Here is a 13,607-nt window from a genome sequence, read left to right as displayed (position 1 = left end):
ATAAAACTATATATATGTGATTATTGTTCTATTATTATAACCTTCTAAATCTTGAGCATATGAAAGAGAGAAAGCACGTTTACTTTTTCGGCGGTAAAATCACCGAAGGTAATGCTACAATGAAAGAATTATTAGGTGGGAAAGGAGCTAATTTAGCTGAGATGAGCTTGCTGGAAATTCCGGTTCCGCCGGGATTTACAATTACTACAGAAGTTTGTAACGACTTTTACAAACAAGGAAAAGAAAATACAATAAAATTGCTTGAAAAGGAGGTTAAAGAAGCAATAGAGAAAACAGAAAACATTGTTGGTGATTCTAAATTTGGAGACAATACTAATCCCCTGTTAGTTTCGGTTCGATCGGGTGCAAGGGCGTCTATGCCGGGGATGATGGATACTATTCTTAATTTGGGAATGAACGAAGATACCGTAAAGGCTATTATTAACCGCAGCGGAAATGCCCGTTTGGCTTGGGACTCGTATCGCAGATTTATTCAAATGTATGGAGATGTAGTTATGGGGCTAAACCCCATCGAAAAAGATGACGAAGATATCTTCGAAGAAATAATTGGGCAACTAAAAGAGGAAAAAGGCATAAAGATGGACTCGGAATTTACAACTGACGACTTGAAAGAGCTAACCGTAAGATTCAAAAAAACGATAAAAGATAAAACAGGGCAGGATTTTCCTTCTGATCCATGGACTCAGCTCTGGAATGCCATAATGGCGGTGTTCGAAAGTTGGATGAACGACAGGGCAATATTCTATCGCAAACTTAACAACATCCCCGAAGAATGGGGTACAGCCGTAAACGTGCAAGCTATGGTTTTTGGTAACATGAACGATAATTCGGGTTCGGGTGTTGCTTTTACCCGCGATTCTGCTACCGGCGAAAACGTATTCAACGGCGAATACTTGATTAATGCACAAGGCGAAGACGTTGTAGCGGGCATCAGAACCCCTCAACAAATAACCAAAAAGGGATCGCAAGATTGGGCAGCACTGCAAGGCATATCGGAAGAAGACCGAAAAACGAATGGCCCTTCGCTCGAAGAGTTAATGCCCGAAGTATTTCGGCAATTAAACGCATTTCAGAAGAAATTAGAATTGCATTACAAGGATATGCAAGACCTTGAGTTCACTATTCAGGATGGTAAATTATGGCTTTTACAAACCCGTAACGGAAAACGTACAGGAACCGCAGCGGTTAAAATTGCTGTAGATATGCTGAAAGAAGGGCTTATTACAGAAAAAGAAGCGATGTTAAGGGTTGAACCACAGCGTATTGATGAATTATTGCATCCGGTGTTCAATCCACAGGCACTAAAAAAAGCTAAGGTTATAGCAAAAGGTCTTCCCGCATCTCCGGGAGCATCATCGGGTCAAATTATATTTTTTGCCGACGATGCCGAGCATATAGTAAAAGAGCATGCAGGTCGAAAACTCATATTGGTAAGAATCGAAACATCGGCCGAAGACTTAAAAGGTATGGCTGTTGCCGAAGGTATACTTACCGCTCGGGGAGGTATGACCTCTCATGCAGCAGTTGTTGCCCGTGGTATGGGTAAATGTTGTGTGTCGGGTGTTGCCGATCTGCGTATTAATTATAAAATGCGCACTGTTACTGCAAATGGAAAAACTTATCGCGAAGGCGATTGGATATCACTAAACGGATCGACAGGAGAGGTGTACGAAGGTCAGGTAGAGACTAAACCTGCCGAAATGAGCAAAGATTTTGCCTCTTTGATGGAATTGACCAATAAATATGCTCGTCTTGATGTTCGTGCAAATGCCGATACGCCACACGATGCGAAAGTTGCACGCGACTTTGGGGCTGTTGGTATAGGGCTTTGTCGTACTGAGCATATGTTTTTCGAAGGCGATAAAATTATTGCTATGCGCGAAATGATATTGGCCGAAAATACCGAAGAACGTAAAAAAGCGTTAGCAAAGCTTCTTCCATTGCAGCAAAAAGATTTTGAAGGCATATTTACTGTTATGAACGGGCTTCCGGTAACTATTCGCCTGCTTGATCCTCCATTGCACGAATTCTTGCCGCGCGATATTAAAGGCATCGAGGAAATGGTAGAAGCTATGCATATATCCGAAAGCCGTATCAAACAAAAAATCAATGCTCTGCATGAAATGAATCCTATGTTAGGGCATAGGGGATGCCGTTTAGCAAATACGTATCCCGAAATAGCCGAAATGCAAACGCGTGCCATACTTCAGGCTGCTATTAAGCTGAAAAAAGAAGGTATTGATACGCATCCCGAAATAATGGTACCTCTTACTAGTAGCATTATGGAGATGAAGTATCAGGAAAATGTGATAAGAAGTACTGCTCAAAAGGTGTTTACCGAAATGGGCGATACGATAAAGTATGAAATAGGTTCGATGATAGAGGTTCCGCGTGCCGCTATTACAGCCGATAAAATAGCCGAGTCGGCCGAATTTTTCTCGGTAGGAACAAATGACCTTACCCAGATGACCTACGGGTTCTCTCGTGACGATATTGGTAAATTCCTTCCTATTTATCTCGATAGTGGAATATTGGGGGTCGACCCATTTCAGGTTATTGATAGGGAAGGTGTTGGCGAGCTGATTAAAATGGCTGTTAGTAAAGGGCGTTTAACCCGTCCGTCGCTTAGTGTTGGTATTTGTGGCGAACATGGTGGTGAACCATCTTCAATAGAGTTCTGCCACATTATCGGGCTCAACTATGTAAGTTGTTCGCCATACCGCGTTCCAATTGCACGGTTGGCAGCAGCGCAAGCCGCTATAAGGTTCGAAAATTAACGAGCTAAGATTGAAAGAGCAGAGGCTGTCCGAATACGGGACAGCCTCTACTTTTTATTGTAAATTCAGGAGTAATTACTTGTTTACTCTAAATCTGTCGTTTCCATTTTTAATGAAATCTACAATTTGTTTTGCTGCCGCTATACCTGCGTTGGTATTGGCTTCGGCTGTTTGAGCTCCCATTTTTTTAGGAGTAGAGAAATATCTTCCTTCAAATTTTTCAGCCATCTCAGCATGGTTGCCGGGCATAATGTCGGTAACATATTTCATGTCGGTGCGTTCAGCTAAAACTTTTACCATTTCGGCTTCGTTGATAACCTCTTTGCGAGCAGTGTTTATAATAACAGCTTTTTGAGGCATTTTGCTCAACAATGCGTAATTGATAGAGTTTTTAGTTTCGGCAGTTGCCGGTATATTTACCGATACAAACTGGCAAGTAGAATATAATTCTTCAACCGATCCTACAGCTTTTACTCCTTCCTTTTCGATAGCTTCGGCCGAAAGGAATGGGTCGAATGCATAAACATCCATGTTGAATCCTTTTGCTATGCGGGCAACATTGCGTCCTACATTACCATAAGCATGAATACCGAGTTTTTTGCCTGCAAGTTCAGTCCCCGATGTTCCGTTATAGAAGTTACGGATTGCATAAACTGCTAAACCGAATGCAAGTTCGGCAACAGCATTTGCGTTTTGTCCGGGAGTATTCATTGCACATATGTTGTTTGCTGTAGCAGCAGCAAGATCTATGTTGTCGTAACCAGCACCGGCACGAACAACTATTTTTAATTGTTTTCCGGCATCGAGTACTTCTTTGTCAAAAATGTCGCTACGTAATATTGCAGCATCGGCAGTTGCAACAGCGTCGAGCAGCTGTTGTTTGTCGGTATATTTTTCGAGCAATACAGTTTCAAAACCAGCTTGGTCAAGTACTTCTTTTATTCCTGCAACCGCTTCTTTTGCAAACGGTTTTTCTGTTGCTATTAATACTTTCATTGTTGTTTATTAATTATTTAGCATGTTGTTTTTCGAATTCTTGCATGCAATCTATCAATGCTTGTACACTTTCTTTTGGCATAGCGTTGTAAATAGATGCACGGAAACCTCCAACCGAACGGTGACCTTTAATTCCGTCCATTCCTTTTTCTATTGCGAATTTAAGGAAATCGGCTTCAAGGTCCTTGTATTCGTCTGTCATAACAAAGCAAACATTCATTAACGAACGGTCTTCAACAGCACATGTGCCACGGAACAATGGATTGCGGTCTATTTCGTTATACAGAATAGTCGCTTTTTCTTTGTTCAGTTTTTCCATTGCAGGAACCCCGCCCATTGCTTTTAACCATCTTAAGGTTTCAACAGCTGCATAAATAGGTACTACAGGAGGTGTATTGAACATAGAACCATTTTCGATATGTGTACGGTAGTCCAACATGGTTGGTATCGGGCGGCTAACTTTACCAAGCAATTCGTCTTTTACAATAACGAAAGTAACGCCGGCGGGAGCAAGATTTTTTTGCGCTCCTCCGTAGATAAGACCATATTTCGATACATCGATAACTCGAGCAAAAATGTCGGACGACATGTCGGCTACCAAAGGTACAGGCGAGTCAATGTCTGTATGTAGTTCTGTTCCAAATATGGTATTGTTAGTTGTTATATGGAAATAATCTGCATCGGCAGGTATTTCGTAGTTTTTAGGTATGTAAGTGTAATTATCAGGTTTCGATGTTGCTACTTCAACAACTTCGCCAAATAATTTAGCTTCTTTCATTGCTTTGTTAGCCCATGTTCCGGTGTTCAGATAAGCAGCTTTCTTTTCTAACAAGTTGAAAGGTGCCATGCAGAACTGAAGGCTTGCTCCTCCCCCAAGGAATATAACCGAATAACCTTCGGGTATGTTAAGTAGTTCCTTAAATAGTTCTATGGCTTCGTCCATTACGGCCTGAAAACCTTTACTTCTGTGGCTTATCTCCATTAACGACAAACCAGAATTGTTGAAGTCGAGAATAGCTTCGGCTGTTCCCTTAATTGTTTGTTGAGGTAGGATTGATGGTCCCGCACTAAAATTATGCTTTTTCATACATTATATAAAATTAGAGTTGTTGTTCGATTGACGAACCCCAAAATTAATAATTTATTATTTGAATCATTACATATAGCAAGTAAAAACCGAATAAAAATATCAAAATTTATTTTGTCCGGCTTTTTTCTGTGATAAAATAGCAAGTCTACTTGTCAATCAATGATATTGTCGAATGGTATTACCGATCCATCAGCCTGATAAATGTACAGTCCGTCTCTTTTAGTTTTTTCAATAAGACTGTCGGTTATTGAGTAACCCATAATTTCGCCCAATATGTAAGGCGTTGCGTTTGTATTTATTCTACTCCTGCTGTCGTAATATTTGCAGATAATGCTGTTGGTGTCTAAAAATGGCTTGTTTTGTATTATAATTAAAGGTACTTGGTACTGAGATTTCCATTTGTTAGGTATGGAGTGTCCTACGTTTACCTGCTCCCCATGGTCGGAAAAGTAATATATCAGCGCTTTTTGATGCGCTTTATTTATGGTTGAAAACGCTTCACGCAAAACTCTATCGGTGTGATGTACCGACTTATCGTATTCTATAGTCTTTCCGTCCGATCCTAATGCTTTAGTGTCTGTTTCATCGTAGCGTTCGTCATACATCATGTGGCTGCCCGACAGATGAAGGGTAATGAATTGCTTTTTGTCGTTTTCTAAGGCTTGTTTTAGGACAGGGATGAGTTCCAGATCATCGCGTCGGAGTTTTTTTTCGTAATACGAGTTTTGTGCCGTAGCCGAAATTATGCCAACAAAAGAATCTACTGGCCCATATTTCGACTGGTTCGAAATCCAGTATGTTTCATATCCTGCATCTTCGGCAAGGTGTACAATGTTTTTTTTGTCAAGAAATGCTTGACCATTTTGCGGCGAAGCAAACGATAGGCTTATTCGTAAGGCGTCGCGGGTGTAGTTGGCCGAACTTATAGCATTGTTGTAAAAGTTCAGCAGATTGCTGTTGTTGTTTAAACTGTCTAAAAACGGAGTGGTATTTAAATTATATCCGTAAAGTGAATAGTGAGCGTTGTACGAACTTTCGCCTATAATAAATATTATTTTCTCAGGAACGTTGCTTTCTGTTTTTACCGATATGCCTTGAGGTAATTGTTTTGGGATATTAACAGATGAGGTAATTGTTTTCATATCGGTTTTATAGGCAGCGTACAAGAAGAAATCGCTAACGATAAGCGGGTATTTTATCGGTATAATTCTGGCGAAAAAATAACTGATCGATGACTTTGCTTTTTCTTTGGCAACGTTTATGTTGTCTCCGCCTGATTTTATTTCCAAAAAAAGAGGTATGCAAAAGATGCTCAAAATAAGAAAGAGGGCAGTGAAGTATATGTTGATTTTCGACGATTTTTTTAGTTCGTTTGAGGTCTTGATTAAAATAAAACTTAAAAGGATAAATGTAATTGCACCCATAGGTAAATACAGACCCGACATACTGTAGGCTTCTTCTGTGTTAGTCTCTAATATAGATGCCAATATGCCGTAATTCAGAGCCTCGCCACATGTGTACAAAACGGTTATATCAATAGCAATGAGTAGTGCTATAATAATTGATAGAGGGATTCTTATTATTGTTTTTGAAAAACAGGCTATAACAATATAAATGAATGCTGTGTTGAGTAAAGAGAAAAAAATACTGCTGAAGGATATCTCTTTTATGCTGAGCCTTAATAGTAGCGCAAACGCAAATAACAAACAAAAGCAGATTGTTGTGTATTTATTTTCTTTTATAATATTTTTTAGTTCACTGTTATTCATTTGCTTCTGTTTAATCAACAATGTTATCGAATAGGATAACCGAGCCGTCGGCCTGATAAATGTATAGCCCGTCTCTTTTTGTTTTTTCAACAAGACTATCTGTTATAGAGTAGCCCATAATTTCGCCCAATATATAAGGTGTTGCATTTGTATTTATTCTGTTTCTGCTGTCGTAATATTTTCTGATAATGTTGTCGGTGTCTAAAAACGGCTTGTTTTGTATTAGTACTAGGGGGACCTGATACTGGCATTTCCATTTGTTGAGAATTGCATGCCCGGTATTAATGACCTCGCCATGATCGGAAAAATAATAGATGACAGACTTAAAGCAACTATCGTTCGTTAATTCAACTATTTTTTTTAAGACCCTATCGGTGTGATGTATCGACTTATCATAATCTATTGTTTTGCCTTCCGAGCCTAGCATCTGGGTGTCTTGCTTGTCAAATTTATCGCTATAAGACTTGTGGCTTCCTCTTAAGTGAACAGTGATAAATTGTTGCTTATTGCTGTCTTTTAGTTGTTGTTGCAGCAGTGGAATCAAATCGAGGTCGTTGTTCGTGTCTTCGTAATATTTATAATCGGCGTGGGATGCAACCATGCCTAAAAAAGTGTTGTGCAGACCATACTTTCCATGGTTCGATATCCACGAAGTTTCATATCCTGCGTCTTTTGCAAGATTCAGTATGTTTTTTTGATTAATAAAAGGCTGTTCTTCGTGTGGGGTGGCAAACGATAAAGCTATACGTAGAGCATCGCGCGTATAACTTGCCGATGATATAATGTTTTTGTAAAAAGAAAGAAGGTTTGTGTTGTTGTAGAGGCTGTCGAGCGATGGTGTTGTCTTTATACTGTACCCATACAGCGAGTAGTGGGCTGAATATGAGCTTTCGCCAATAACAAATATTATTTTATCGGGCTTGTTAGTGTTGTTTTTATCAAGCGAAATACCTTCGGGTAAAACTTTGTCGCTTAGTATTTCATTTTTGTATTTTTTCATCTCGTCGAAATACGAAATAGTTACAAATATATCGTTTATAACAAGCGGATACTTTACGTATATTATATTGGAATATAATAATAATGGGTCTTTCCAAAAGGTTTTGGTATACGATTTTAGGTTTGATGAATTTATCGAACCTTGATAATCAAGGATGGGAGGGACGATGAATAAGAGAATTAAGAATGTTGGTATTGTTAAATATAATTTTAGTTGTTTCCGTCTTTTAAATTCTGCCGTTGTTTTAATAATCAGGTACGAAATTAAGATTAATACAGTAATGCCTATGGGGAAAATAAATTTACCCATACTTAATGTTTCGGAAATGTTCGTCTCAAATATTGATGCGATGACTCCATAATTTAAAGGATTGTTATAAACAAGCATCAATGTCGTGTCGACGGTAATTAAGGACGAAAGAAAAACGATTAACGGAATCCGTAAAAATGTACGTGCGATTGTATCTGTAAAAAGGTATAGAATGAGGACATTGGTAATGCTGAATATAATGCTGGCTAACGAAAACTCCTTTATGCTTAATCGTAAGGTGAAAGCAATGATAAATAATAAAAGGAAGGTTATTATCGTAAATTTATTATCCTTTACTCGCAAAATGTCTGAAATTTTCATCGCGAAGGGTTCTGAATTTCCTTGTTAATGCTGTCAATATAGTTAAGTACTTCGTCACGCCCGATTTTGTATTCTGACGAGGTAAGGAATATAGGGGGAAGTTCTTCCCATGTTTCTCTAAGCTTTTCAATGTATAAATCGATATTGGATTTCGATTTAGACTTACTTAGTTTATCCGTTTTTGTGAAAATTATCGAGAATGGAATGCCGTTTTCGCCAAGCCATTCAATAAACTCAAGATCGATTTTCTGAGGTTCATGTCGGCAGTCTAATAAAACAAATAGGTTGGTAAGGGCTTCTCTGTTTTGTATATACGAGTCGATAATGATTCGTATGCGCTCTCGTCCATCTTTGCCTCGCTGGGCGTAACCATATCCGGGAAGATCCACAAGATACCAATCGTCGTTTATGATAAAATGGTTTATAAGTTGTGTCTTGCCGGGTTTCGACGAAGTCATAGCAAGCCCCTTGCGGTTAGTTAGCATGTTGATTAATGACGATTTGCCGACATTCGATCGTCCGATGAAAGCGTATTCGGGTTTTCCATCCTGAGGGCATTTGTTGTAATCGGTGTTACTTATGACAAATTTTGCATCTTTTATAATCATTCTTCTTTGTATCTTTGTTTTATTCGATACAAATATACAATTTTAAAGCTATGGATAAAGAACTTGCCCATCTTATAAAAAAAGAGGTTGATAAGCTTCATCCCGAAACGGTGGAGCATTATAGATATTTGCACCGCCGTCCCGAACTGTCGTTTCATGAAAAAAATACTTCGGAATACGTGGTTTCTGTTTTGAAAAACATGGGGGTAGGCTTTCGTGATAAAATAGGAGGTTTTGGGGTGTTGGCATGGATAAAGGGGCGGAATCCCGAAGGCAAAACAATAGCTCTTCGAGCCGATATGGACGCTTTACCTATAACTGAGGCGAATGATGTTGAGTATAAATCGGAAAACGATGGGGTGATGCATGCTTGTGGGCACGATTCGCATACGGCTAGTTTGTTGTCTGTTGTAAAGATAATAAATGGGATGAAAGATAGATTGGATGGTACTGTGTTGTTTGTTTTTCAACCGGGGGAAGAGAAACATCCCGGTGGTGCCCGTCTTATGCTCGAAGATGGGGTCTTTGACGAATTAAAACCTGATGTAATGGTAGGGCAACATGTTTATGTCGATTATCCGGTTGGTACTGTTGGCTTTCAGGATGGGGTGATAATGGCTTCTGCCGATGAAGTACATCTTAAAATAAAAGGCAAAGGCGGACATGGTGCATTGCCTCATTTATTAAATGATACGGTTTTGGCTGCATCTCAGGTTGTAGTGGCAATGCAACAAGTGGTGAGTCGTCGCTCAAACCCATTTAAGCCAATGGTGCTTTCGTTCGGGAAATTTATTGCTGACGGGGCAACAAATGTAATACCCGACGAAGTTGTTCTTGCCGGAACATTGAGGTGTATGGACGAAGACGAAAGGATGAAGGCGAAAAATATAATAGTGGAAATTGCAAAAAATACGGCTTTGGCTTATGGCTGCGAATGCGAAATAGACGTTTACGATGGGTATCCATGTACTTACAACGACGAGGGGGTTACGGCGTTAATGAAACAGTTTGCTATTGAGTTTTTAGGAGACGAAAAGGTGGCCGGATTGCCTAAGCGTATGACTTCGGAAGATTTTGGTTTTTTCTCTCAGGTGTATCCTTCTACATTTTATCGATTTGGGGTTGTTGGTGCACAAAACTGTACGGGTTTGCATACTTCTACATTTCTGATTGATGAAGATTCTTTAAAAACATCGGTTGGAACAATGGTTTATCTGGCTTTAAAATATTGTAGCTGATAAAGAAAATCGTTTATACGTATTTGATATATAGTCATGAGATAAAAACAATCTTATGGCTATTTTTTTTAGTAAATATTTGTATATCTTATTGATAATGTGTAATTTTGCGACTCGTTTGTGTGAAATTCACCGGATAATCTTGGCTATTTAATTGATAGTCATGTGGTTATTGGTGGCTTTTGTCGCATAAGTTATTTAATGCAAATAATTGAAAATAAATTTAATTTTAAGTTTTAAAGTAAAAAAAGATGCCTACAATTCAACAATTAGTAAGAAAAGGACGGGCTGTTTTGGTTGACAAGAGTAAATCTCCAGCATTAGATTCATGTCCTCAAAGACGTGGTGTTTGTGTAAGAGTTTATACTACTACGCCAAAGAAACCTAACTCGGCGATGCGTAAAGTAGCGCGTGTGCGTTTAACAAACTCAAAAGAGGTGAATGCTTATATTCCTGGAGAAGGACATAACTTGCAAGAGCACTCTATTGTGTTGGTTAGAGGTGGTCGTGTGAAAGATCTTCCGGGGGTACGCTATCACATCGTTCGTGGTACATTGGATACTGCTGGTGTGAATGGTCGTACGCAAAGACGCTCTAAGTATGGGGCAAAACGTCCAAAACCAGGAGCAGCAGCTGCTACAGCAAAGAAAAAATAATCGGTAAATAAGATTATTTTATCAAAAAAATTAAATTATTATTTTTTAGGTAGGCTAAAAGAAAAGGTTGAGTAAATAATTCGGAGGAATTATTGAAGATACAAAGATTAGCAGCCAAACAATTTAAATTGAAGAAAAACAATGAGAAAAGCAAAACCAAAGAAAAGACAGATATTACCTGATCCTGTCTTCGGTGATGTAAAGGTTACAAAATTTGTTAACCATTTAATGTACGACGGTAAAAAAAGTATCGCGTTCACAATTTTTTATTCAGCGTTAGATGTTGTGAAAACAAAATTACCTAACGAAGAAAAATCTCCATTAGAAATTTGGAAAGCAGCTTTGGATAATATTACACCTCAGGTCGAAGTTAAATCTCGTCGTGTTGGTGGTGCTACATTCCAAGTGCCAACAGAAATTCGTCCTGACCGTAAAGAGTCTATTTGTATGAAAAACCTTATTCTTTTCTCTCGTAAAAGAGGAGGTAAATCAATGGCAGATAAATTGGCAGCCGAAATTGTTGATGCATTCAACAGTCAAGGTGGTGCTTATAAAAAGAAAGAGGACATGCATCGTATGGCCGAAGCTAACCGTGCGTTCGCTCATTTCAGATTTTAATTAAGGGAGTAAAAAACAATGGCAAAAAGTACAGATAATTTAAAAAATACCAGAAATATAGGCATCATGGCTCACATTGATGCCGGTAAAACGACTACTTCGGAACGTATTCTTTTCTATACAGGTCTGACTCACAAAATTGGTGAGGTGCACGATGGTGCCGCTACTATGGACTGGATGGAACAAGAACAGGAACGTGGTATCACAATTACTTCTGCTGCTACAACTACCCAATGGAAGTACAATAACGAGATGTTTAAAATCAACCTTATTGATACTCCGGGGCACGTTGACTTTACAGTGGAAGTAGAGCGTTCGCTACGTATTTTGGACGGTGCAATTGCTGCATTCGATGCGGTGTCGGGTGTTGAGCCTCAGTCTGAAACTGTTTGGCGTCAGGCTGATAAATACAATGTACCCCGTATTTGTTATGTGAACAAAATGGACCGTTCGGGAGCGAACTTCCTTGAAGTTTCTCGTCAGATAAAAGAAATGTTGGGCGCAGTTGCTTGCCCTATACAGATACCTGTTGGTGCAGAAGAAAAGTTCAGAGGAATTGTTGACTTGGTAACAATGAAAGCAATGTTCTGGCACGATGAAGCAATGGGTGCTGATTATACTGTAGAAGAAATTCCTGCCGAATTTGTTGATGAAGCAAATGAGTGGAGAGATAACTTACTTGAAACTATCGCAGAGTGTGATGATACAGTTATGGAGAAATACTTTGACGATCCATCGACTATAACAGAAGATGAAATCAGAGTAGCTATTCGTAAAGGAACTCTTGCAATGCAGATCATGCCAATGTTGTGTGGATCTTCATTCAAAAATAAAGGAGTTCAGCCTTTGCTGGATGCGGTTTGTTTATATCTACCTAGTCCTGCCGATACTCCGGCTATCGAAGGTACAGATCCTCGCGATCCTGATAAAGTTTTAGTTCGTAAGCCAAATCCGGAAGAGCCTCTATGTGCGTTGGCGTTTAAAATTGCGACCGACCCATTTGTAGGACGTTTGTGTTTCTTCCGTGTATATTCGGGTGAATTGAATGCGGGTTCTTACGTATATAATACACGTTCGGAAAAGAAAGAGCGTATTTCGCGCTTATTCCAAATGCACTCAAATAAACAAAATCCGAAGGAAGTTATCGGAACTGGTGATATAGGTGCAGGAGTTGGGTTTAAAGATATTCGTACAGGAGATACTCTTTGCGACGAGGCACATCCTATTGTGTTAGAAGCTATAGACTTCCCCGATCCGGTTATTGGTATTTCGATAGAGCCTAAAACTCAAAAAGATATTGATAAACTTTCTAACGGTTTAGCTAAGCTGTCGGAAGAAGATCCAACATTCCGTGTTCATACTGACGAAGATAGTGGTCAAACTATTATTGAGGGTATGGGTGAGCTTCACTTGGAAATTATTATCGACCGTTTGAAACGTGAGTTTAAAGTTGAATGTAACCAAGGACGTCCTCAGGTTGCTTACCGTGAGGCATTGACCGAAACAGTAGAGCTTCGTGAAGTTTACAAAAAACAAACAGGGGGTCGTGGTAAATTTGCCGATATCATTGTTAAAGTTGGTCCTGCTGATGCAGATTTCGAAGGAAGCCTTCAGTTTGTAGATGAGGTGAAAGGTGGTAATATTCCTAAAGAATTTATTCCATCTGTACAAAAGGGATTTGCTCGTGCTATGACTACAGGGGTTCTTGCCGGTTTTGCGGTAGAAAAACTGAAAGTTGTGCTTGTTGATGGTTCTTATCACCCAGTTGACTCTGACCAGTTGTCATACGAACTTTGTGCTATGCAGGCATACAGAGCTGCTTCAGAAAAAGCTCGTCCTGTTCTTCTTGAACCTATTATGAAAGTAGAAGTTGTTACTCCTGAAGAAAGTATGGGTGACGTGATTTCTGACTTGAATAAGCGTCGTGGTCAAGTTGAAGGTATGGAATCTAACCGTTCTGGTGCGCGTATCGTTAAAGCTAAAGTTCCTTTGGCCGAAATGTTCGGATATGTTACAGCATTAAGAACTATTACTTCGGGTCGTGCAACGTCTTCAATGACATTCTCGCACTACGAAGAGGTTTCTTCTTCTATTGCTAAACAAGTATTGACAGAAGCTCAAGGGCGTGTCGATCTTATAAAATAGAAAATCGAGGTGTGCAAACCGTAGTTAGTAAATGACTCTTAATTATGGTTTGCATGCTT

10 protein-coding genes are annotated in these 13,607 nt (G+C 39.3%); 5 read left to right on the top strand and 5 right to left on the bottom strand.

All coding sequences use genetic code 11. The features are described from left to right. Nucleotides 1-59 precede the first annotated feature (59 nt). Nucleotides 60-2,798 carry a pyruvate, phosphate dikinase gene (ppdK, locus tag D0T53_RS00845; protein WP_163264102.1) on the top strand — a complete coding sequence of 913 codons (2,739 nt, stop codon included), beginning with the start codon at nt 60-62 and terminating at the stop codon, nt 2,796-2,798. Between the two features lie 75 nt (nt 2,799-2,873). On the opposite strand, the gene D0T53_RS00840 is transcribed toward ppdK, so the two are convergent. The 5 genes from D0T53_RS00840 to yihA form a co-directional block, all read right to left on the bottom strand. Next, nucleotides 2,874-3,794 (bottom strand): NAD(P)-dependent oxidoreductase, encoded by a 921-nt coding sequence (locus D0T53_RS00840; RefSeq protein WP_163264100.1) that lies wholly within the window; start codon nt 3,792-3,794, stop codon nt 2,874-2,876. A gap of 13 nt (nt 3,795-3,807) precedes the next feature. Next, nucleotides 3,808-4,881 (bottom strand): 3-phosphoserine/phosphohydroxythreonine transaminase, encoded by a 1,074-nt coding sequence (gene serC / locus D0T53_RS00835; RefSeq protein ID WP_163264099.1) that lies wholly within the window; start codon nt 4,879-4,881, stop codon nt 3,808-3,810. A 155-nt stretch (nt 4,882-5,036) separates the two neighbouring features. Beyond that, nucleotides 5,037-6,653: a phosphoethanolamine transferase gene (locus tag D0T53_RS00830; protein ID WP_163264097.1), complete on the bottom strand. Its 1,617-nt coding sequence runs from the start codon at nt 6,651-6,653 to the stop codon at nt 5,037-5,039. Between the two features lie 10 nt (nt 6,654-6,663). Further along, nucleotides 6,664-8,283 carry a sulfatase-like hydrolase/transferase gene (locus D0T53_RS00825; RefSeq protein WP_163264095.1) on the bottom strand — a complete coding sequence of 540 codons (1,620 nt, stop codon included), beginning with the start codon at nt 8,281-8,283 and terminating at the stop codon, nt 6,664-6,666. Beyond that, entirely contained in the window at nt 8,280-8,891 is a 612-nt protein-coding gene (gene yihA, locus D0T53_RS00820) for a ribosome biogenesis GTP-binding protein YihA/YsxC (protein WP_163264093.1), read from the bottom strand. The genes D0T53_RS00825 and yihA overlap by 4 nt, the downstream gene beginning before the upstream one ends. A gap of 50 nt (nt 8,892-8,941) precedes the next feature. Between yihA and D0T53_RS00815 the strand changes: the two genes are divergently transcribed. The 4 genes from D0T53_RS00815 (at nt 8,942) to fusA (ending at nt 13,548) form a co-directional block, all read left to right on the top strand. Next, entirely contained in the window at nt 8,942-10,129 is a 1,188-nt protein-coding gene (locus tag D0T53_RS00815) for a M20 family metallopeptidase (RefSeq protein ID WP_163264091.1), read from the top strand. A 251-nt stretch (nt 10,130-10,380) separates the two neighbouring features. Then, complete coding sequence (gene rpsL, locus D0T53_RS00810; RefSeq protein ID WP_163264089.1) at nt 10,381-10,785, top strand: 30S ribosomal protein S12; 405 nt, start codon at nt 10,381-10,383, stop codon at nt 10,783-10,785. Nucleotides 10,786-10,926: 141 nt separating this feature from the next. Then, nucleotides 10,927-11,403, top strand: a complete 477-nt coding sequence (rpsG, locus tag D0T53_RS00805) for a 30S ribosomal protein S7 (RefSeq protein ID WP_163264087.1) — start codon at nt 10,927-10,929, stop codon at nt 11,401-11,403. Nucleotides 11,404-11,421: 18 nt separating this feature from the next. Beyond that, nucleotides 11,422-13,548, top strand: a complete 2,127-nt coding sequence (fusA, locus tag D0T53_RS00800; RefSeq protein WP_163264085.1) for an elongation factor G — start codon at nt 11,422-11,424, stop codon at nt 13,546-13,548. Nucleotides 13,549-13,607: the final 59 nt, after the last annotated feature.

This window comes from Dysgonomonas sp. 216, assembly GCF_010501065.1.
Lineage (GTDB): Bacteria > Bacteroidota > Bacteroidia > Bacteroidales > Dysgonomonadaceae > QVMM01.
The sequence above is the reverse complement of the archived record's forward strand: the minus strand, read 5'-3'. Positions and strand labels throughout refer to the sequence as shown.

Bases quoted from the DNA above. Each gene is read 5' to 3' on its own strand.
- ppdK (WP_163264102.1), top strand. From the start codon at position 60: ATGAAAGAGAGAAAGCACGTTTACTTTTTCGGCGGTAAAATCACCGAA.
- rpsG (WP_163264087.1), top strand. From the start codon at position 10,927: ATGAGAAAAGCAAAACCAAAGAAAAGACAGATATTACCTGATCCTGTC.
- serC (WP_163264099.1), bottom strand. From the start codon at position 4,881: ATGAAAAAGCATAATTTTAGTGCGGGACCATCAATCCTACCTCAACAA.
- D0T53_RS00840 (WP_163264100.1), bottom strand. From the start codon at position 3,794: ATGAAAGTATTAATAGCAACAGAAAAACCGTTTGCAAAAGAAGCGGTT.
- rpsL (WP_163264089.1), top strand. From the start codon at position 10,381: ATGCCTACAATTCAACAATTAGTAAGAAAAGGACGGGCTGTTTTGGTT.
- fusA (WP_163264085.1), top strand. From the start codon at position 11,422: ATGGCAAAAAGTACAGATAATTTAAAAAATACCAGAAATATAGGCATC.
- D0T53_RS00815 (WP_163264091.1), top strand. From the start codon at position 8,942: ATGGATAAAGAACTTGCCCATCTTATAAAAAAAGAGGTTGATAAGCTT.
- D0T53_RS00830 (WP_163264097.1), bottom strand. From the start codon at position 6,653: ATGAATAACAGTGAACTAAAAAATATTATAAAAGAAAATAAATACACA.
- yihA (WP_163264093.1), bottom strand. From the start codon at position 8,891: ATGATTATAAAAGATGCAAAATTTGTCATAAGTAACACCGATTACAAC.
- D0T53_RS00825 (WP_163264095.1), bottom strand. From the start codon at position 8,283: ATGAAAATTTCAGACATTTTGCGAGTAAAGGATAATAAATTTACGATA.